Below are 19,242 nucleotides of genomic sequence, written 5' to 3' on the forward strand. Positions count from 1 at the left end.
CGTACTGAGCGGGAGGACGAACAAGAGGAGAGGATACCCTGCCCTATCTTGCTCGACGACCGCCGCGCATTTCGGTCGCTCCCGTTCGGTGCCTCAGACCATGTCTGCCCAGGGGTCCGCACGCCGCCACAGCGTCGGCAACTGCAGGTCGACCCCATCTCTGCGTGCACAGGCGGTCAATACGTCGAGCGAGGTGCGCATGTCGTCGAAGGCGTAGGGCAGCGGCCGCAACGGCCTGTCGAGGGGCCGGAAGAAGTCGTCCCAATGCGTCAGCACGACGCGCCGAGCCCCCACCGACAACACCGTCTCCCGCCAATACTCGCCGATGTACTCGCGTGTTCGGCGCCCCAGCTGACCGATGGACAGGTACACCACCTCGGCGGAAAGGCCGTCGAGCATGCCCGCTCGGAACCCGGCGCTGCTGTGGACGAGAGCCCGCCTGCCGCTCGGACGGTGCTCGACTGCCATCGACCACGCCTCACCGCACCGGAACGCTCGCACCCGAGCAGGCTGCCGCAGTGGCCGGTCGATCGTCCCGTGAGCTCGGTCCGGATACGAGTGAACCGACTCGACGAACGTGACAGTGAAATGACCCAGTTCGACCGCGGAACCGTCGGCGACGACGGTGATGCGACCCTCGGGCATCCGCGCGCCCCGCCCGATCTGTGCCGTCGAAGCACCACCGACCAGGGCAGCGCCGGTGCGCAGTGCCACCGCTGCGGAGTCGAGGGCATGATCGAAATGAGAATGCGCGCACACCACCGCGTCGAGCGTCCCGATGCCCGCCCTACGCAACGCACTGTCGATTCTCGGGCCGTCCGAACGTAGCGGCAGCAGAAGGGTTTTCGGCAGGGACGGACGCGAGAAGAAACCGTCGGTCAGGATCGCCGACTCGCCGTCGTCGAACAGCACTGTGCTCACCCCGAGAAACGAGACCGACACCGGGGATCGGGGATTCGCCGATGCTGTGGTGGCGATCTCGGCCGCATCGGGCAGTGGGGGTCTACCGAGCGAACGCGGCACTCTCACGCCTGCGCCGCCAGGGCTCGCCCTGCCTGTCGTCCGCCGAAGATGCATCCACCGAGGAAGGTTCCTTCCAAGGACCGGTAGCCGTGCACACCGCCGCCGCCGAATCCGGCGATCTCACCGGCAGCCCACAGCCCCTCGACGGCAGTGCCCATCGAGTCGAGAACGCGACCGTCGAGATCGGTTTGAATGCCGCCCAACGTCTTTCGAGTGATGATGTTCAACCGCACCGCGATCAGCGGACCCGACTTGGGATCGAGAATCTTGTGAAGTGCAGCGGTCCGCGCGATGCGTTCACCGCGCGAGCGCCGGGAATTGTGAATGGCAGAGATCTGCAGATCCTTGGTGAAAGGATTGTCCACCTCACGGTCTCGCGACTCGATCTGACGCCTGAGGTCGACACCGTCGATCAAGTCCTCGCCGGTGATTCGGTTCATGCCCTGGACCAATTCTTCGAGAGAATCGGCGACGACGAAGTCCTCGCCGTTCTTCTTGAATGCCTCCACCGGTTCGCTGGCACCGGGCAATACCCGCCCGAGAACGAGCTTGAGGTTCTTGCCGGTGATGTCCGGGTTCTGTTCCGACCCGGACAACGCGAATTCCTTCTCGATGATCTTCTGGGTCAATACGAACCACGAGTACTCGAAACCGCTGTCCTGGATCGCTTTCAGCGTTCCCAGCGTATCGAATCCGGGGAAGTTCGGAACCGGAAACCGTTGCCCGCGGGCATCGAACCACATCGACGACGGGCCCGGAATGATTCTGATGCCGTGGTTCTTCCAGATCGGATTCCAGTTCTTGATGCCTTCGGTGTAGTGCCACATTCGGTCCTTGTTGACCAGGCGGCCGCCGGCCTTTTCGGTGATGCCGAGCATTCGGCCGTCGACGTGTTCCGGCACTCCGGAGATCAACGACTTCGGCGGCGTCCCGAGCCGCGCCGGCCAATTCTCGCGCACCAGATCGTGATTTGCCCCGATTCCACCTGCCGTCACCAGCACGGCACCGGCGCGGAGCTCGAACTCACCCACTTCGACGCGGGTACTTCCTGCCCCTCGCTCCGCTGCACTGGCTTCGAGCATCGCACCGCGAACTCCGACCACCGCTCCCCCGTCGACGACAAATCCGTCGACCCGATGCCGAAAACCGAAACGCACCAGTCCTTTGTCGGCAGCCTCACGTACGCGGCGCTCGAACGGCGCGACGACACCCGGCCCGGTGCCCCACGTCAGGTGGAATCGCGGAACCGAATTTCCGTGCCCCTCGGCCAGGTAGCCGCCGCGCTCGGCCCATCCGACGATGGGGACCCATCGCATTCCCTGAGCGTGGAGCCACGACCGCTTCTCACCTGCCGCGAAATCGAGGTATGCCCTGGCCCACCGATGACCCCAGTAGTCTTCCCCTGCAGGGTCGTCGATGCCGCGATCGAACGTCGCTGTGCCGAGCCAGTCCTGCCACGCCAGCTCCGCAGAATCCTTGATGCCCATTCGACGCTGTTCGGGCGTGTCGACCATGAACAGTCCGCCGAGGGACCAGAAGGCCTGACCACCCAGGTTCTGCTCGGGTTCCTGGTCGAGGAGCAGCACGCGCTTTCCCGCGTCGGCCAGTTCGGCGGTTGCCACCAGTCCGGCCAAGCCGGCCCCCACCACGATCACGTCTGCGTCCATTGCCCCACTCTTCTGCTCGACCCGGGTGTCTCCCTCGACTGTGCTGTCGTCGGCGTCGGAACTCAAGGAAATCGAGTCGAATGAGTATAGGATTTATCAGGTGCTGATAAAGAGTGCGAGGTAGATCGATGTACCCGGCGCGGGTCGCCGTGGTCGCGAAGATCGAATCGGATCTGGGCCCCGTCGTCGCATCCGCAGTACACGCGATTCGCGACGCGATCCCGGTCTACCAGTCACTGCAGGGTCCACAATTGGCCGATGTCGAGGCCATCGCGTATTGGTCACTGAGGCGGCTGATGCCCCTGTGGGCGCACGGCGATCGGACGATCGACGACCGCGACCACAAGAGATTCCGAGCCATAGGTTCCGCACGCGCGGCAGACGGGCGGCCGCTGGCCGATGTGCTGCGCGCGTATCGAGTCGCGTCGAGCGTGTTCGTTCGGCACGTGACAACGGAGCATCTGGAAGTACTCGACCCGCCGGACATCGCCGAACTCGGCCTGGGCGTGCTCGACGCGATCGACGCCATATCCGAGGAGATCATCGGTGCGTATGTCATTGCGCGCGAACAGCTCACGTCCAACCGTGCGCAGGCGCACGCCGCGTTGCTCGACGACTTGCTGGCTGCCAGACACAACTCACCCGGGACGGTGTCGGACCGTACTCGCGAACTAGACCTGAAGCTGCCCACGCACCCGAACCTGCTCGTGGTGCAGTCCACCGATCCGGGCCGACCCATGTCCGACGACACCGTCGAGTCTCTGGTGCTTGCGATGGGCCTCGTCCCTCCGGACCGCACCACAACGGCGGATCAACGGACGCACTTGTGCACTCGGCGCGAACAACGCGCGATCGCGCTGCTGCCGCCGTCGATCCATCGCGCCGAGGTCGACCTCGCGTGTCGGGATCTGCGGCTGCGCGGATGCCTCGTGGAGAGATCGACCGTTACCGATATCAGCAGTTCGTGGCGACTCGCCTCGGAAGCGCTCGAGACCGCACCGGATCACGCGTTCGACGGCCGGGCACTGCTCGATCAGGGCGACGGTCAGCTGTTGGCACTGTTGACAGCGCGCCCGACCGCCGACACGAGCGAGGTGGTGCGTAGCGTGCTCGGCCCGCTGACCGAGGCAGCGAACGAGCATATCCTGCTGGGTCTTTCGGCCTTCATCTCCACCGGCACAGCAACGGCTGCAGCCGCCCGACTGCAGGTGCACCCGCAGACTTTGCGCTATCGACTGCGCCGGGCTCAGGAACTGACCGGACGGGATCCGCGTTCGGCGTGGCATCGGTTGGCGCTGGACACCGCGATACAACTACGCCAACTCGGTTGACCCGGCTCGGCTGAATTCGGCGTCGCCGGTGGTCATGCGCACATGCGCCCATGACCGATTACTCGAGCCCGGGTCGTCGATCCCAGGATCACCGACAGGCGGGATCGAGTGATTCAGTTGATGTTCCACGACTCGACAGCATCGAGTCGCTTGCCGTCGGAGTCGTACGTGTAAAAGCCTTCACCGTCCCCGAGACCGGTCTTTCCCGCGTCGATACCCTTTTGCAGTATGTCGGCAAATTTGACCTGATCCTCGCCACCGTGTGCGCGCGCGATATGTGCTGCGACGTTGAAGCCGACAGTGTCGTATATCTGGAACGGACCGGCGGGTGCCCCGGTGGCTATGCGCCACACGTTGTCGATGTCCGCCGGATTGGCAACCCCGCCGACGTAGAGGTTGGCTCCCGCCTGCAGCAGCGGGATCAGAAGACTGTTCAGCACGTATCCAGGAATTTCCTTTCGGACCGGAACGGGAACGAGACCGATCTCCGAAGCAAAGCTCAGGACGACATCGAAGTAGACAGGATCTGTTGCAGCAGTTGCCATCACTTCACCGGTGTTGTATCGCCACACGAGGTTGGCGAAGTGCAATGCGAGAAACTTTTCCGGCCGCCCGGTGGCCTCGGCGAAACTGCTGGGCAGTAGCGACGACGAGTTGGTCACGAAGATAGTTTTCGGCGGGGCGGACGCGCCGATATCCGACCAGACCTTCTTCTTCAGGTCGAGATCCTCCGGAACTGCTTCGATCACCAGGTCGGCGTCCGAAACAGCCTCCGCGACGCTGGTGGTGGTCGTGATGGATTCGATGGCCTTGTCGAAGCGCGCCTCGTCGAAAGTCTTCAGGTCACGCTTGTAGTATCCGCGCATCCATTCCCAGCGGTCCGGCAGCTTGGCCAGAAGTTCGTCGGAAATGTCGTATCCCACAACGGTTTTTCCGTGGTAGGCAGCCTGCATCATGATCTGTGAACCGAGCACTCCGGTTCCGAATACGGTCACGTTCTCAACATCGGACATTGACGACACACTTCCCTTTATCGAGTTACTGGTTTCCCGCTCCCCCAGTTCTACCGCTGAGCGCGGAGCCACCGTCTCGTGGGGGCCGACAGCGGATCGACTCGACCGACAACGGCGCTGTGCACTCCACAGGATCGACGGCTCACGCATACTCGAACTATGGCTGTCGATCCCCGCGGAATAGACCTGAAGCGCTACCTCGAAGAAGATCCCGGCGGTCCGGTGGTGATGCTCAACCTGCTTCGGTTCGCCGAGGGTGGTCGCGACTCCTACGCAGAATATGCGAAAGCACTGGACGAGACTTTCCTCCCGCGCTACGGCGCGACGGTGCTGTACGCGGGCGACGGTTCGACCGCACTTGCCGCGGAGGACGGGCAGGCCTGGGATGCAGTACTCCTGGTCCAGTACCCGTCACGTAAGGCGTTCAGCGAGATGGTGGCCGATCCCGAATATCAGACGGTGACGGCGTTACGGACCGCCGCGCTGAAGGAGGCGGTTCTGCAGGCCACGATTCCGTGGTCGTGAATTCGACCTTCGGCTTCGCATCGTGTTCGCGCCGCGGGGCTTCACGGCGTTGCGAGCAACTTACTGCGGAACAGATCGAGTACCTGGTCCAGTGCCTGCCGCGTCGGCTGACCCGGCTCGTCGATGAGTCCTTCCGTCACGACGGAGTGCGGCGGTCCGAAGGCTTCCGGATTGAACGAGGAGTCGGGCAATTCCACGGAGACGAATGCGTCGCCGAGTTGTTCCCTCAGAAACTCGAACCGTGCAGGGGGACACATCGTGTCGCCCTGGAACCGCATACCGAGAACAGTGAGATCTCCCGCAGCACAACGGCTTTTCACCTTCGAAAGGTCGCCGGCACTGATGTCGATGGAACGACTGCGTGACTTCGATGCCGCGAACGGAAGTGACGGTTGCGACAGCACCGGTGCGATCAATCGATCGTCGGCGGCCATGGCCAGGGCGAACCCGCCCGTGAAGCACATTCCGATGGCACCGACGCCCGGTCCGCCGCACCGCTCGTGTTCCTCGGCCGCCAGAGCACGCAGCCACACCACGACTCGCGACGACTTGCCGGTGGCCAGGATGGTGAATTCTCGACTGATACACGCCGGCACGATGGCGCGAGAGATCGTTGCCACCGTCCCGAGCACGCCCAGGGGCGCGGTCGAAGGATCTTTACCGTCGACGCCGAACAGGTGCGGCACGATCGCGGTGCATCCGATCCCGGCGACGGTGCGCGCGAAATCCGCCACTCTCGGCGTGATGCCCGGCATTTCGGACATCACGATGACCGCCGGCCCGGTGCCGATTCGATAGACAGGCGCCGTGCGCCCGTCTGCGGTGAACTCGGTTCGCTCGAAGTCGGCAAGGGCGTCATCTGTCATCGAAGCGGTCCTCTTTCTCGATCGGCGACATCACTGCGAATACTCACGCAGCAACAGGTACAGCGGAAGCGCGAAGCAAATTCCCACCGAGCCGGTACCGACGGGAACCAGCCACCAATGTTTGACGCCGTGATCTTTCGCATCCCCTCTGGACCAGATCCCGAAAGCGATACTGGTGATACCGAGATCGGCGGTCAAGGCTCGCGTCGGCGTGGACGCCACCCATTCGGAGAAGAACTTCGCTGCGCTGCCCGCGCTCACCCCGTGCTCGCGAAAGTAGCCGACGACGTAGGCATTGGGGACGACGAAGCCGATGACGGTCAGCAGCAGCAGGAGGCGTCGACGAGTGGCGTCTGCGGTTCTCATGACCTCAACGTAGAGCACCGCGCAACACCACCGGCGTGTCGTTCGACTCGACCGAGTCGGTCGGTCCGAGTCAGACGTCCTCGAGCCGGATGCCCTTGGTCTCCTTCATGTAGAAGCAGGCGACTCCGGTCAGGGCAGCGAGGAACATGATGTACACGCCGAAGACCCAGCCCAGATCCAACCCGAGGAACAGCTGGTTGAGATACGGTGCCGTTCCGCCGAACACCGCAACCGAGAACGAGTAGGCGAATCCGATTGCCTGCGTGCGGAGTCGGGTGGGAAAGCTCTCCGACAACGTCGACGACAGAATCGAGGCCGGGACGGCGATGACGAGCAGGGCCACCGTCGACGGCAGCAGCAATGACCACCACTGCGTCGAGATCAGCATCGTCAGCGGGATCTGCAGCACGAACATCAGCACGGCGAATGCCGCCAGCATCGGCCGCCGACCGATCGAATCCGAAAGGCGACCGAAGAACGGTAGCGACACCAGCGCTATCAACTGCGCGACGACGAGCATCCAGTAGGCGGTGTCCGGGTTCATCCCGCGCTGCGTGATGGCGAACGTCGACACGTAGGAGGTCCAGGTGTAGTGCGCCGCCGTGATTCCCGACGTCATTCCGATCATCAACACGATCGCTTTGACGACGGTCTTACGCGCGATCCGTTCTTGTTCGACCTTGTTCTGCTCCGAGTCGAACACCTCGCTCTCGTCCATGTTCTTGCGCAGGTAGAGAGCGAACAGAGCGAGGAGCGCGCCGAGGAGGAAGGGGATGCGCCAACCCCATTGCCCGACAGCAGAATCCGACAGGGTGGAGGTGATGACGCCACCCACTGTGTATGCGAGAGCCGATCCACCGAAGATGGCGACGAACGCGACGCTGCCCCACATGCCACGTCGGTTCGGTGGTGCGATCTCGCCGACGTAGGAATACGCCGTCGCCGACTCGCCGCCGTGCGCGAAACCCTGCATGACGCGTGCGAGCAACAGCAGTACCGAGGCCCAGGCCCCGATCGCACCGTAGGTGGGCATGATGCCGATCAGCAAGCTGCCGGTTGCCATCATCAGCATCGTGGTGACAAGGACGAACTTACGGCCCTTCTTGTCCGCGATTCGTCCGAACACGATGCCGCCGAGGGGCCGCATCAGGAATCCGACGGCGAACACCGCAAGCGTGGACAGCAATGCCGAGACAGGATCGGCCTGGCTGAACATGGCCGCCGCGATGAACGGCGCGAACACTGCATAGGCACTCCACTCGTACCATTCGAGTACGTTGCCTATCGTGCTGGCGAACAACGATTTCTTCCGTGAGGAAATATCCGGTGCCGAGCGGGTGTCGTGCGATGATCCGACAGTCATGGAGTGCCACTTTCGATCGAATTATCTTTCACAGGAACAGGTTTGAGTGCTGCACGTCGAATCTTCCCGGTCTGGGTTTTGGGAAGTTCGTCGATGATGTGGATGGATTTCGGACGCTTGTACGCGGCCAGTCGTTCACGCGCGAAGGCCATCAGTTCATCCGGCGTCGTGGTGGCGTCGCGCCGGAGTGACACGTACGCCACCACCGATTCCCCTTGATAGTCATCCGGCCTGCCCACCACAGCGGCCTCGAACACCGCTGAATGTTCGTAGAGGGTGTCCTCGACTTCCCTGGGCCAGACCTTGTATCCCGACACGTTGATCTGATCCTTGAGTCGGTCGACGAGATACACCCAGCCGTGTTCGTCGATGATTGCCACGTCGCCTGTGCGCAGACGTCCCTCTGGCATCGTCGACTCGGACGCGTCCGGATTGCGCCAGTAGCCCGACACCACCTGCGGACCCGAGATCTCCAGTTCCCCTGCGATTCCCGCGGCCGTCGGCTCCCCCGATGGGTCGAGCGTTCGTAACGTCACGCGCGGAAGAGGCAACCCGACGGACAGTGAACCGCTGGCCGCGTCCACCGGCGCGCGCACGCCGGGTGGCACGGCAATGACTCCCGCCGTGGTTTCGGTCATCCCGTATGCGTTGTGGATGTAGCAACCGAATTGGGACTCGAACGCGGCGACGGTGGCGGGCGGAATAGGTGCGCCTCCGGAATACAACGCCTTCACCGACTCGAAGTGGGCCCTCGTCGCACCCTCGGTTGCGGAGATCGCGTTGAACACCGTGATCGAACCGATGGTGTAGGTGACACGATGCTCGACGACAGCGTCGAGAGTGACTGCCGCGTCGAAACGATGCGCGAACACGAGCATGCAGTCGCGGATCAGGGCCACCGCTGCGTCGAGCATTGCGCCGGTGATGTGAAACAGCGGCGCGACGGCAAACACGACGTCGCCGTCGTCGAGACCGGCCCGTTCCCCGAAATCGAGGGCAGTCGCGAAGGCGTTCGCGTGCGAGATCTGCGCGCCTTTCGGCGGACCCGTGGTTCCTGACGTGTAGGCCAGTAGCGCGAGATCGTCCGGCCTGGGATCGAATTCGGGGAAAGATCGACCACGGTAGCGGTCGATCAGACCCATCAGATCGTCGTCGGGCCGGGGTGTCACGCGTGACGTCGACGCAAAGACTCGTGGGTCGTCGCGTGTCTGCAGGTCCAGTCCGCTGGTGCTCACGAGCAGTCGAATCGAACTGCCGCGCAACGTCGCCCCCACAGAATCGAGATCGTGTTCGTCGCAGACGAGCGCGACAGGTTCTGCATCGTCGATCAAGGTGCGAAGTTCACGGTTGCGGTACATCGGGTTGAGGATCAACGCGACCGCCCCGATCTTCCACAGCGCGAGGAACGTCAAGGCGTACTGCGGAATGTTCTGCAGATAGATGCCGACGCGATCGCCCTGTGACACTCCTCGATCGAACAGTGCGGCGGCAAGTGCATCGGACGCCTCGTCCACCTCGCGCACCGTGAGCACGGCGTCGAAGTACGCCAGCGCCGGCCGGTCCGGGGTGTCGGCGACTCGGCTACGCCAGGCGTCGAGGACAGTTGCAGGCCCGGTCGCGCTGTCGAGGGTCATGAACGGCCCTTCCGCTCGAGCAGACTTTCGGCCCATGCGGACCGACCGAACACTCGTTCGGTCTGCTGTCTCGATAGTGTTGCGGATCACAACTTTGGTGTCAACCCGGTGCGAACGCCCGGCCCAGTTCGCTGCGCCCTCTACGGTGATCGCATGACCTCGATCGGCGACTGGCGAACATACGAGGGCGCGGCACTGTCCCCAGCGCTGGCGTCGGCCTTGCGCATCTTCGTCGAGCAGGGCTACCACGGCACGTCGGTGCGGCAGATCGCCGCGGGTGCCGGCTTGTCGGTTCCCGGTCTGTATCACCACTTTCCGTCGAAGCAGGCCCTCCTGGTCGGCATCATGAATGCGTCGATGGACGAACTGTTGCACCGGACTCGATCGGCCATGGACGGGGCGGGTTCGTCGCCGAAGGACCGATTCGACGCGGTCGTGGAGTCCTTGCTGCTGTTCCATATCCATCGCCGCGATGCCGCGTTCGTGTGCTCCACCGAGATTCGCAGTCTCGAGCCGGCCAACCGCGCCGCCTACATCGCCAAGCGCGACGAAGAGCAACGACTGCTCGACGCCATCGTCACCGACGGAGTCGAGTCCGGGGTCTTCGACACCCCGCACCCCGCGGATGCTAGCCGGGCCGTCACCACGATGTGCATCGGAGTGGCCACCTGGTACCGACCCGATGGCCCGCTGACGCCGGCCGAACTGGTCGAGGTGTACCTCGATATCGCACGCCGAACGGTCGGTGCCGCGACCGGCAGAGGCACTGCACAGAGGACATGAGTTCCTTGACCGGAACCTGCGTGTATGCCAGTCTTCAAGGGACCGAGCGAGTGTTCGGTCGGTATCGACCAGGGAGTGCAGAATGGCCATCGACCTTACCTTCGACGCAGACGTCGAGAAGCTGATCGACCGAACGCGGACGTTCACTCGCGAATACGTGCTCCCGATCGAGGATCGGTTTCTGGGCAATATCGCCGACGCAGGCGGCGACGGCCTCCGGGTCGAGATGCAGTCCGCAGCCAAGGAAGCGGGCGTGTTCGCACCGCACGCACCCGTCGAATACGGCGGGCACGGTCTGTCGATGAGCGACCGCGCACCGGTGTTCGAGGAAGCGGGCTACTCCCTGTTCGGCCCCATCGCACTCAATCTCGGTGCACCCGACGAGGGCAACGTCCACATGCTGGCGCACATCGCATCGCCGGCACAGAAGGATCAATTCCTCGCCCCTCTCGCCCGCGGCGATCAACGATCTGCATTCGCGATGACCGAGCCGGCACCGGGTGCCGGCTCCGATCCCTCGGCCCTCACCACTGCGGCCGAACGGACCGACGGCGGATGGAAGATCAACGGACACAAGTGGTTCATCACCGGAGCCGACGGCGCAGGGTTCTTCATCATCATGGCCCGTACATCCGGAAAGCCGGGTGACCGAGGCGGAGCCACGATGTTCCTCGCCCCGGCCGACACACCGGGCATCACGGTCGGCCGTCATATCGGCACCCTGGACAAAGCCATGATCGGCGGGCACTGCGAGGTGTTCTTCGAGAACGTCTTCGTGCCCGACGAGAACGTTCTCGGGGCCGTCGACGAGGGCTTCGCCTACGCCCAGGTGCGATTGGGGCCCGCCCGTATGACCCACGTGATGCGGTGGCTCGGAGCCTCCAGACGGGCGCACGACATCGCCGTCGCCCAGGTGGCTAAGCGCGAAGGGTTCGGCGGCAAGCTCGGCGATCTCGGCATGATCCAGAAGATGGTCGCCGACAACGAGATCGACATCGCCGCATCCCGTGCCCTGTTGATCAAGGCCTGCTTCGAGCTGGATCGCGGCGGCCACGCGAGCAACGAAACCTCCATCGCCAAGACGTTCGCAGCCGAGGCCATCTTTCGCATCGTGGACCGCAGCATCCAGATGTGCGGCGGGCTCGGGGTATCGGACGACCTGCCACTGGCACGGCTTTCGCGCGAAGTACGTCCGTTCCGGGTCTACGACGGCCCGTCGGAAGTGCATCGCTGGGCCATCGCAAAACGAGCGGTCGGGGCAGCGAAGCGCGCCGCACAGGAGCAGTCATGAGTGACCTACCGGGCATGAACCGCGTTGCTCTGGAACGATTCCTGCGTGCCGAGGGCATCGATGTCGACGGTGAGCTGACGGTCGAGATGATCAGCGGCGGTCGCTCCAATCTGACGTACAAGGTGTACGACGACACCTCGACGTGGGTGGTTCGTCGGCCCCCGACCAGTGGCCTGACCCCGTCGGCGCACGACATGGCCAGGGAGTGGGCAGTGACCGACGCGCTCGCGTCCACCGCGGTGCCGGTGGCCGAGACCGTGGCCTTCGACCGAGAAGGTGCCGTACTCGGTGCTCCGATGACGGTGGTCCGTTTCGTTCCCGGGCGCGTCGTGCGCACACGCGAGGATCTGCGCGATCTGACCGACGAGCAGGTCGCCGACAACGCCGCCGAATTGGTGCGAGTGCTCGCCGAGCTGCATGCCGTCGATCCTGCGGCCGTGGGTCTCGAAAAGTTCGGTCGCCCCGACGGTTTCGTTGCTCGACAGGTAGCCACGTGGGCGCGTCAGTGGCAGACGGTGAAGACACGGGAACTACCCGACGTCGACCGACTTCACCGCGCCCTCGAAGCCGCGGTGCCCACCCGATCGGCGGCGTCCATCGTGCACGGCGATTTCCGGGTCGACAACACGATTCTCGATGCCCAGGACGTAAGTTCTGTTGCAGCCGTGGTGGACTGGGAGATGTCCACACTCGGCGATCCGTTGACCGATGTGGCGCTGATGTGCGTGTACCGGCAACCCGTGTTCGATGCCGTTCTCGGTGCCGACGCAGCCTGGACGAGCGACCGCTACCCATCGGCGGCGGATCTGGTGCAGCAGTACGCCGTTCGATCGGGCCGTGAGGTGGACAACTGGGGCTTCTACGTGGCGTTGGCCAACTTCAAGCTCGGTGTGATCGGCGAGGGCATCACCCACCGCGCACTGTCGGGCTCCGATACCGGTGCCGGAGCACGCAACGCCGCCGAAGCAACTGGAGAATTCATCGCGGCCGGCCTCCGAGCATTGTCGGCGGGCTGACCGCAGAAGCTGTTGCTAAGCAGCTTCTCTCATGATGCCGATGTGGCGAACGATTCCGGACAGCGCCGGAAGCTCCTGAGGTGCGGACCAGCCGTTCAGGTCGGCGCTGTCGGAGTAGAAGTACTTCTGGTTCGTGTAGTCGTCGTAGTACAACCGCCAGGTACCGTCGGGCAACTCGACGACGGCGGGCCCTTCCTTCAACGGGCCGAAATCGCGGAAGGTGAGGTCCCGAACGTAGGGACCACCCAGAGCGGGCGCGATCCAGTGTTCGATGACCTTGTTGCTCTCACCTTTGGTGAAGGCGTGGTAGGTCGACCCGGCCTTCACCACCGTGGTGTCGATGTGGTCGTTGATGATTCCCACCAACGGAACCGGCGAGCTCCACGTCGTCAGGCCGGGATCGGTCGCCGTCATGAGATACGGCACGAACCCTCCGCCGGCAGACAACGACACGATGATGCTGACGCGGTCGCCCTCGACGAACCACTCCGGTGCCCACGCCTTGGTGGTGAACGGGGACAGAGACGGGAGTTCCGAGGACCCCGCCGAGCCGGTACCCGCCCCGGTCCCGGGCAGCAGCAGGCAGCAGAACGGGATCGGAAGGTTCTGCAAGAATTCCCAATCCACCCGATTTGCGCTGCGCGCAAAGCCGATTTCCGCGCCGCCGCCCGTCGTATATGTCACGTAGTACATACCGTCGGCGGCTCGAAAGATGCTGGAGTCACGAACCACACCGGAGGGCGGCGTGTACGCGGCGGTCTCGACCGTGGTGAAGTCCGTTCCGTTGCTGGACTGGTACACGTCCATGTTGCGATCGCTGTCGTTACTGAAGGCCACCATGGTGTACGTGACCGCAGGCGCAGCGCTACCCGTCCCTGCTGCGCCGAACAGCAGTCCGACGGCGGCGACGAGCGTCATGGGAATGGCGAGGGTGTGCTTGCGCAGGGGCCTGATCACCGCTGAAGTATGTACGACGCACGAGCCCCACGAGTAACAACAGTGCACAGTCGTGCCTGTTCGTTACCGAACCCTACGACTGTGCCGAGTACTGAGACACCGGCTTGGCCTGATACATCTCGTGGTCGGCATCGTCGAGAATGTCCAAGGCAGTGCGAGAATCACCACTGCCGACGGTCACGCAGCCGATACTGGCGGTCACCGTCAGTTCTCGGTCTGCCGTCGTGATCGGGGTTGCGAGTTCCGCCCGGACGTCGTCCGCCTCCGACCCCACACAGCACGGCACCACAGCCACGAATTCGTCACCGCCGATGCGTCCGACGAATGCGTCGTCGGGCAGAGCCCGCGTCAACCGCGCGGCCACGATACCGAGTACGGCATCACCGACCGTATGTCCGTGCAGGTCGTTGATGGTCTTGAAGTTGTCGAGGTCGATGAACAACACCGCCATGGCATCCTCCCGACTCGACCGGGACAGCTCCTGGTCGAGCCGCGCCAGAATCAGCGGGCGATTGGGAAGCCCGGTGAGGTCGTCGTGTGTTGCCGCGTGTTCGAGCTTCATGCTCGTCCGATAGGCATCGGTGACGTCGACGAACGTTGCCACGATCGAGGGTGACGGGCCGCCGAAGTTGAGCATGGTCGCAGTCAGAGACAGCCAGAAATGTCGTCCGTCCCGACGACGTTCGACTCCGATCACCGACTGGCTCGGCTTCCCGGTTCTGCCGGTGACGGCCACGGGGTGCTCGAGTCGCCGAATGGGTTGCTGATCGGTGCCGTACACCCGGAACGGCAGCACAGCGGACTGTCCCGTCGTCGCCGATCCCACCTGGATGTCGAGGATCGTCTTCGCCGCGAGGTTCGCCGACGTGATGCGACCGGCGTGGTCGAGTACGACGACACCTGCCTCCAGCGATTCCACCACGGCGGTGTAATGCTCCTCGGCCCGGCGGACGGCACTCTGGTCGGCGCAGACCAACACCCACCCGTCGGGCATCTGGGCCGCGGAGACCACCATCGCCAACGCCGTCCCGTCCGCGCGCAGATGCGAGTCCCACAGCCGGCCGCCGGCCGCGAGGATGGCCACCGGGTCGCAGGGCACCCCCACCGCATTCGATACGGAGAGGCCGAGCACATCTGCTGCGCGCCGTCCGTAGACCGACTCCGCGGCAGGATTCCAACTGGACACGACCCCGTCGGAGGACACCCCCACGATGGCGTCGCTGACGTGCTCGACCAACGCGGCTTGGTAGTGCAGCGCCTTCTGTGCGGCCTTGTGTTCGGTGAGGTCGCGAAGGATGACCTGAAATGCAGGTTCTCCGTTCCACACCGTGCGGACCGAGACCGCCTCCATGGTCAGAGTCGATCCATCGAGGGCGAGTACCTCCGCCTCGGAGGCCGAACTGGCGGTTCCGTGCACGTCCAGGGCGGCGATGCGCTCGAGCATCGGCCCGATCGACGCGGCCGCGATGAAGTCGGTGATCGGACGGCCCACCACCGCACCGAGACTGTCGGCGCGCAGATACCGGAGCCCCGCAGGGTTGACGTAGACAAGGTTGCCTCGCCTGTGGACGACGATCGCGTCGGGCGAGTGTTCGATCAGAACCCGATAACGATCTGCGAGACCGGGCGACCCGGGATCGGCTTCGGGGTCGCCGACGACGTCGCGCTCCCCTGGGGCCATCTGTGGTCCTCGCGTTCGTAGGCGGTCTGTCGACACTCGATTCAACCACTTTTGTGGGCCGAGCCGGAATCTTCTGCACGGTTCGATGCTTATGTCCGTTTTCCGACTGGACCCAGTGCTTGTTTGCGGGGCTAAATCGAGGAACCAGCCGAAAACGGCTCGTACAACTCGAGAAGGAACGGGAATCGATCATGACATCTCACGGCATCGACATCAGTGGGATCGGCGCAGTGTCCGGCTACGGCTGGGGTACGGCCGCATTGTGGACCGGTCTGGCCAGCGGTAAGGCTGCCGCCACCTTGCACCACAACCGGTCACACCCGGGCCGCAACCCGGTGTGGCTTGCCAAAGTGCCCGACGGCGGACAGACCGACGACGGCACCAGCCGCTTCGGCCGCGCACTGCGCGGCGCCGCACGCGAGGCCATCGACGACGCACTCGCTCGGGGCTGGCGGCCCGGTCGGCGGGTCGGTCTGGTGCATGCGGTCGTCCTGGGTGAAGTGGACGAGTGGCGCAACTTCTATATGGAGGACGGCGGTGTGCGGCGGGTGCGCGACTACCTGACGCTGATGCCGTCGACCCCGGTATCACTGCTCATGCAGGAGCACGGCTTTCACGGCCCGGCGATGAACGTCTCGGCCATGTGCGCGTCGGGCAACGCCGGCCTTCTCACCGCCAAGATGTGGCTCGATACCGGCTTCGTCGACGACGTCGTCTTCGTCGCCACCGACCTGTCTCTGACGCCGGAGAACATCGACCATTTCGTCGCGCTCGGCGTCGGGGTGGTCGACGTGGAACCTCAGGAGGGCTGCCGACCGTTCCAGGAAGGTAGTCGTGGGTTCGGAATGGGCGAAGCAGCAACAGCTTTCGTACTCACCAACCGTAGCGATGCTGCGTACGCGCGGGTACTGGGCGGTTCGATGACTCACGACGCGTTCCACGCGACGTCCATCGACCCGGCCCTCACGCAGGTACGAGACTGCTTCGAAGCCGCCTTGACGGACGCCGGTGCCACGGCGCGCCAGGTGCGCTACCTCAATGCACACGGGCCAGGCACCGCTCAGTGCGATGCCGCAGAAACGGAAATGCTGGAGACGGTGCTCGGCTCACACGCGCAGGTGTATTCGGTGAAGCCGCTCACCGGGCATTGCCAAGGCGCGGCGTCGGCCGTCGAAACCATCTCTGCCGTCATGGGATTCGATCGCGGACTGGTTCCTGCGGCCCCACAGGTCTCCAACGGACACCCGCTGTTGCTCGACGGATTCACCGCAGCCGAACCAGGTCTGACGATGAAATCCTCACTGGGAATGGGAGGACACAATTCGGTGGTGGTGCTGGCTCCTGCGTGAGAGACGGTCTGCCGGATGGTTCGCGCGCCCGCACCGTCACGGGCGCGCGAGCCCGTTCAGATCGACACGCCGGCCCCACAGATTCCGCATTCCTCGAATTCGACGCGTTTCCACCGCGCAACCGGGACGAAGAACAGCGTGAATTGCTGGTACTGCTTCATTCTCGCCCACTGGGTCGTGTTGTGGCACCGCGGGCAGTTTCGCGTTGCGCCAGGGCCGACGTGTTTGCGCTTGCTGCCGAATCCGAAGAGGAGAAACATCGGACCAGCCTAGAGGTACGGGCACCGAGGGCGCTCGATTCCGATGCAACCGTGGTCGCCTACAAGGAAGACCCCTACCTGACGCCATCGATCGTCGCTACCCTGCAGTACTCGAGCCCCGAGCCGATTCGAGTACCGCCACCACGGCTCTGGAGCGTCGGATCCAGTCCGAGACCAGACGTCCGGGCACGTTCTGCGGAACCTGCGCGAGCCGAAGTGTCAGTGTGTGTCGACCGGACGGATCGCGGACCGGCAGCACGACCGATCCCACGTTGTACGTGCCGGTGTCGTCGAGCACCTGCGGCCGATAGTCGACCGAGGTGCGGCCGATCTGCGCTCTGATCTCGCGTTCCTGCCGCGGAGTCAGGCGGCCGGACTCGTATTGCTTGGTGGCCTGCCGCATTTCGGTGTACGCGTCCGATCCCGCCGCAGGAAGAAACGAGATCCCGTAACCGTGTTCACGAATGAAATCGAGCCGGTCACGATGTACCTGGGTCCCCTTGTCCGCACCCTTCAGCTTGTCGATCCAGCGGTTCTGATCGGCCTCGGGCAACGCGAAGACGTAGGAGTCACCGATCGGTGGCACGATCGGTATACGTTGAGCCAGAGCGGCATCGCGGTCGACGCCGGGTGCCGTTGCGGACAGCACCGTCGCCATTTCGTCGGCACTGACGGCCGTCAGGACCGACACTTCGCAGCCGATCTCGGCGGCGAGAGCGTCGACCTCGGCGCGCGCAGCATGGGCAGCGTGTATGGCCGGAAGAATTTCGTGGTCCATTCGAGCGAGCAGAGACGTGCACACGAAACTGCCGTAGCCACCCTGGAAAAAGATCAGCGGCGACACCGGGTTCGTGATGGCCATGTCCTGAACCTCGCACAGCACGATCCAGTGATCGCCCGCGTCCACGGTCTTCCAGATCGTCGTGTCCATCCAGCCGATCGCGTCGGTGAGCACCGGACTTCCGTTCGGTGATGCGTACCAATCGATTCCGGCGAATTTGTTCTCCCAGCGCTGCGCGATGGACATCACCTCACGTTCCTGATCGCCGCCGACGATGTTGATGCACAAGGATGAACAATCCTGCATTCGCGCAAAAGTACGCGACGTCTTCATCGGCATGAACGAGACGAGTGGGGGGTCGAGCGAGACCGAACTGAAGGTGCCGACGACCAACGCGAGCAGCTCCCCTGTCGGATCCGTGCCGGTCACCACCGCGACGCCCGTGGGATAGTGTCCCGTGACTTCTCGAAACGTTCTCTGCGTTTCCTCCGTGGTTACTGTGTGAGGCATGCCGATCTCCTGAGCATTGTCGACGGTGGACCGATTCGGTATTGCACCCAAATTAATTTCCCACCTGTTCTTACTGGTAGGCGGGAAACCTTTAGCCACACCGTCGGACAAGGACGTGCACAGCCCTCAGACCGTTACTCGCCATGCCAGGACGTCACGGACCAGTGTGCCGAGACTTTCGGCCTCCGTCTTGGCCTTGATGCGCGCTCGATGCACATCGACGGTCTTGACGCTGGTACCCAAGCGGCGTGCGATCTGTTGACTGGCCATACCCTCGACCACCAGCCGCAACACCTCTCGCTCGCGCGGCGTCAGAGCATCGAGGCGCCGGTGTACCCGGTCGCGCTCCGCACGCTCGGAGAACACACCGGACGCCAGCCGAAGTTGCTCTTGAACGACCTCGAGCATGCGCTGCGGCTCGTACGGTTTCTCGAGAAAATCGACGGCTCCCGCACGCAGCGCACGTACCGACATCGGAATGTCCCCGTGCGCCGAACAGAAAATGATCGGAGCCGGATAATCGCGTCGGATCAATTCGTCCTGTAGCTCGAATCCGCTCATGCCCGGCATTCTGACGTCGACGATGACCACTCCGGGCTCGGCCGCATCCATTTCCTCGAGAAATGCGGTAGCGGTCGGATAGGTGAGCGCCTCTATTCCGACACTCTGCAGAAGAAACGCCAGTGATTGCCTGAGATCTTCGTCGTCGTCCACCACGTGAACGACGGTGGGCTTCACGGTTTCCATGAGTTCCGAGCCTAGCTGTGGACGGGCCTCGGCACAGCGGAAGCCGCCCACCGATCGGCCGACGGAGTCGACGTGGTCG

At 63.9% G+C, this 19,242-nt stretch carries 18 protein-coding genes; 6 read left to right on the plus strand and 12 right to left on the minus strand.

What is annotated here, in order from left to right; genetic code table 11:
- Positions 1–93: 93 nt before the first annotated feature.
- Complete coding sequence (locus tag JLZ96_RS05785; protein WP_236254067.1) at positions 94–1,023, minus strand: MBL fold metallo-hydrolase; 930 nt, start codon at positions 1,021–1,023, stop codon at positions 94–96.
- Positions 1,024–1,025: 2 nt separating this feature from the next.
- Positions 1,026–2,690, minus strand: a complete 1,665-nt coding sequence (locus tag JLZ96_RS05790) for an FAD-binding dehydrogenase (RefSeq protein WP_201010671.1) — start codon at positions 2,688–2,690, stop codon at positions 1,026–1,028.
- A 128-nt stretch (positions 2,691–2,818) separates the two neighbouring features.
- On the opposite strand from JLZ96_RS05790, the gene JLZ96_RS05795 reads away from it, so the two are divergent.
- On the plus strand, positions 2,819–4,021 hold the full coding sequence (locus tag JLZ96_RS05795) for a helix-turn-helix domain-containing protein (RefSeq protein WP_201009632.1): 1,203 nt from the start codon (positions 2,819–2,821) through the stop codon (positions 4,019–4,021).
- Positions 4,022–4,134: 113 nt separating this feature from the next.
- Here JLZ96_RS05795 and JLZ96_RS05800 read toward each other — a convergent pair whose 3' ends face one another.
- Complete coding sequence (locus JLZ96_RS05800) at positions 4,135–5,034, minus strand: 3-hydroxyacyl-CoA dehydrogenase (protein WP_080966328.1); 900 nt, start codon at positions 5,032–5,034, stop codon at positions 4,135–4,137.
- A 159-nt stretch (positions 5,035–5,193) separates the two neighbouring features.
- On the opposite strand from JLZ96_RS05800, the gene JLZ96_RS05805 reads away from it, so the two are divergent.
- A complete protein-coding gene (locus tag JLZ96_RS05805; RefSeq protein ID WP_201009633.1) occupies positions 5,194–5,559 on the plus strand; it encodes a DUF1330 domain-containing protein in 366 nt (121 codons plus the stop codon).
- Between the two features lie 41 nt (positions 5,560–5,600).
- Here JLZ96_RS05805 and JLZ96_RS05810 read toward each other — a convergent pair whose 3' ends face one another.
- The 4 genes from JLZ96_RS05810 to JLZ96_RS05825 all read right to left on the minus strand — a co-directional run bounded on the left by JLZ96_RS05810 (position 5,601) and on the right by JLZ96_RS05825 (position 9,788).
- A complete protein-coding gene (locus JLZ96_RS05810) occupies positions 5,601–6,425 on the minus strand; it encodes a dienelactone hydrolase family protein (RefSeq protein WP_032364700.1) in 825 nt (274 codons plus the stop codon).
- A 30-nt stretch (positions 6,426–6,455) separates the two neighbouring features.
- Positions 6,456–6,791, minus strand: coding sequence for a DUF2834 domain-containing protein (locus JLZ96_RS05815; protein WP_135046238.1), 336 nt, complete (start codon positions 6,789–6,791; stop codon positions 6,456–6,458).
- A gap of 70 nt (positions 6,792–6,861) precedes the next feature.
- The gene (locus JLZ96_RS05820; RefSeq protein ID WP_201009634.1) at positions 6,862–8,154 is read right to left on the minus strand and encodes an MFS transporter; all 1,293 of its coding nucleotides are present in this window, start codon (positions 8,152–8,154) and stop codon (positions 6,862–6,864) included.
- Positions 8,151–9,788, minus strand: a complete 1,638-nt coding sequence (locus JLZ96_RS05825; protein ID WP_201009635.1) for a class I adenylate-forming enzyme family protein — start codon at positions 9,786–9,788, stop codon at positions 8,151–8,153. Before JLZ96_RS05825 ends, JLZ96_RS05820 begins: the two co-directional genes overlap by 4 nt.
- A gap of 153 nt (positions 9,789–9,941) precedes the next feature.
- On the opposite strand from JLZ96_RS05825, the gene JLZ96_RS05830 reads away from it, so the two are divergent.
- The 3 genes from JLZ96_RS05830 to JLZ96_RS05840 all read left to right on the plus strand — a co-directional run bounded on the left by JLZ96_RS05830 (position 9,942) and on the right by JLZ96_RS05840 (position 12,878).
- Positions 9,942–10,571 carry a TetR/AcrR family transcriptional regulator gene (locus tag JLZ96_RS05830; RefSeq protein ID WP_094718667.1) on the plus strand — a complete coding sequence of 210 codons (630 nt, stop codon included), beginning with the start codon at positions 9,942–9,944 and terminating at the stop codon, positions 10,569–10,571.
- Between the two features lie 82 nt (positions 10,572–10,653).
- Complete coding sequence (locus JLZ96_RS05835) at positions 10,654–11,862, plus strand: acyl-CoA dehydrogenase family protein (RefSeq protein WP_032364698.1); 1,209 nt, start codon at positions 10,654–10,656, stop codon at positions 11,860–11,862.
- Complete coding sequence (locus JLZ96_RS05840) at positions 11,859–12,878, plus strand: phosphotransferase family protein (RefSeq protein WP_032364697.1); 1,020 nt, start codon at positions 11,859–11,861, stop codon at positions 12,876–12,878. Before JLZ96_RS05835 ends, JLZ96_RS05840 begins: the two co-directional genes overlap by 4 nt.
- 15 nt (positions 12,879–12,893) lie before the next feature.
- Here JLZ96_RS05840 and JLZ96_RS05845 read toward each other — a convergent pair whose 3' ends face one another.
- Both JLZ96_RS05845 and JLZ96_RS05850 read right to left on the minus strand, forming a co-directional pair.
- Positions 12,894–13,796 (minus strand): arabinofuranosidase, encoded by a 903-nt coding sequence (locus JLZ96_RS05845; protein ID WP_037220078.1) that lies wholly within the window; start codon positions 13,794–13,796, stop codon positions 12,894–12,896.
- 112 nt (positions 13,797–13,908) lie between these two features.
- Entirely contained in the window at positions 13,909–15,516 is a 1,608-nt protein-coding gene (locus tag JLZ96_RS05850) for a diguanylate cyclase domain-containing protein (protein ID WP_032408124.1), read from the minus strand.
- A gap of 191 nt (positions 15,517–15,707) precedes the next feature.
- Between JLZ96_RS05850 and JLZ96_RS05855 the strand changes: the two genes are divergently transcribed.
- Positions 15,708–16,865 carry a beta-ketoacyl synthase N-terminal-like domain-containing protein gene (locus tag JLZ96_RS05855; protein WP_201009636.1) on the plus strand — a complete coding sequence of 386 codons (1,158 nt, stop codon included), beginning with the start codon at positions 15,708–15,710 and terminating at the stop codon, positions 16,863–16,865.
- Between the two features lie 56 nt (positions 16,866–16,921).
- Here the strand turns inward: JLZ96_RS05855 and JLZ96_RS05860 are convergent, their stop codons facing one another.
- The 3 genes from JLZ96_RS05860 to JLZ96_RS05870 all read right to left on the minus strand — a co-directional run bounded on the left by JLZ96_RS05860 (position 16,922) and on the right by JLZ96_RS05870 (position 19,163).
- Entirely contained in the window at positions 16,922–17,125 is a 204-nt protein-coding gene (locus tag JLZ96_RS05860) for a zinc-ribbon domain-containing protein (RefSeq protein ID WP_027496168.1), read from the minus strand.
- A gap of 97 nt (positions 17,126–17,222) precedes the next feature.
- The gene (locus tag JLZ96_RS05865; protein ID WP_201009637.1) at positions 17,223–18,416 is read right to left on the minus strand and encodes a flavin reductase family protein; all 1,194 of its coding nucleotides are present in this window, start codon (positions 18,414–18,416) and stop codon (positions 17,223–17,225) included.
- 126 nt (positions 18,417–18,542) lie between these two features.
- Positions 18,543–19,163 carry a response regulator transcription factor gene (locus JLZ96_RS05870; protein WP_032385764.1) on the minus strand — a complete coding sequence of 207 codons (621 nt, stop codon included), beginning with the start codon at positions 19,161–19,163 and terminating at the stop codon, positions 18,543–18,545.
- Between the last annotated feature and the right edge of the window lie 79 nt (positions 19,164–19,242).

Origin of the sequence: Rhodococcus sp. NKCM2511 (assembly GCF_014905595.1) — a bacterium.
Taxonomy (GTDB): domain Bacteria; phylum Actinomycetota; class Actinomycetes; order Mycobacteriales; family Mycobacteriaceae; genus Rhodococcoides; species Rhodococcoides fascians.

What these genes read in the sequence shown, in the direction of transcription:
- JLZ96_RS05790 (WP_201010671.1), bottom strand. Translation starts at nt 2,690, where the DNA reads ATGGACGCAGACGTGATCGTGGTGGGGGCCGGCTTGGCCGGACTGGTG.
- JLZ96_RS05795 (WP_201009632.1), top strand. Translation starts at nt 2,819, where the DNA reads ATGTACCCGGCGCGGGTCGCCGTGGTCGCGAAGATCGAATCGGATCTG.
- JLZ96_RS05800 (WP_080966328.1), bottom strand. Translation starts at nt 5,034, where the DNA reads ATGTCCGATGTTGAGAACGTGACCGTATTCGGAACCGGAGTGCTCGGT.
- JLZ96_RS05805 (WP_201009633.1), top strand. Translation starts at nt 5,194, where the DNA reads ATGGCTGTCGATCCCCGCGGAATAGACCTGAAGCGCTACCTCGAAGAA.
- JLZ96_RS05810 (WP_032364700.1), bottom strand. Translation starts at nt 6,425, where the DNA reads ATGACAGATGACGCCCTTGCCGACTTCGAGCGAACCGAGTTCACCGCA.
- JLZ96_RS05815 (WP_135046238.1), bottom strand. Translation starts at nt 6,791, where the DNA reads ATGAGAACCGCAGACGCCACTCGTCGACGCCTCCTGCTGCTGCTGACC.
- JLZ96_RS05820 (WP_201009634.1), bottom strand. Translation starts at nt 8,154, where the DNA reads ATGACTGTCGGATCATCGCACGACACCCGCTCGGCACCGGATATTTCC.
- JLZ96_RS05825 (WP_201009635.1), bottom strand. Translation starts at nt 9,788, where the DNA reads ATGACCCTCGACAGCGCGACCGGGCCTGCAACTGTCCTCGACGCCTGG.
- JLZ96_RS05830 (WP_094718667.1), top strand. Translation starts at nt 9,942, where the DNA reads ATGACCTCGATCGGCGACTGGCGAACATACGAGGGCGCGGCACTGTCC.
- JLZ96_RS05835 (WP_032364698.1), top strand. Translation starts at nt 10,654, where the DNA reads ATGGCCATCGACCTTACCTTCGACGCAGACGTCGAGAAGCTGATCGAC.
- JLZ96_RS05840 (WP_032364697.1), top strand. Translation starts at nt 11,859, where the DNA reads ATGAGTGACCTACCGGGCATGAACCGCGTTGCTCTGGAACGATTCCTG.
- JLZ96_RS05845 (WP_037220078.1), bottom strand. Translation starts at nt 13,796, where the DNA reads ATGACGCTCGTCGCCGCCGTCGGACTGCTGTTCGGCGCAGCAGGGACG.
- JLZ96_RS05850 (WP_032408124.1), bottom strand. Translation starts at nt 15,516, where the DNA reads ATGGCCCCAGGGGAGCGCGACGTCGTCGGCGACCCCGAAGCCGATCCC.
- JLZ96_RS05855 (WP_201009636.1), top strand. Translation starts at nt 15,708, where the DNA reads ATGACATCTCACGGCATCGACATCAGTGGGATCGGCGCAGTGTCCGGC.
- JLZ96_RS05860 (WP_027496168.1), bottom strand. Translation starts at nt 17,125, where the DNA reads ATGTTTCTCCTCTTCGGATTCGGCAGCAAGCGCAAACACGTCGGCCCT.
- JLZ96_RS05865 (WP_201009637.1), bottom strand. Translation starts at nt 18,416, where the DNA reads ATGCCTCACACAGTAACCACGGAGGAAACGCAGAGAACGTTTCGAGAA.
- JLZ96_RS05870 (WP_032385764.1), bottom strand. Translation starts at nt 19,163, where the DNA reads ATGGAAACCGTGAAGCCCACCGTCGTTCACGTGGTGGACGACGACGAA.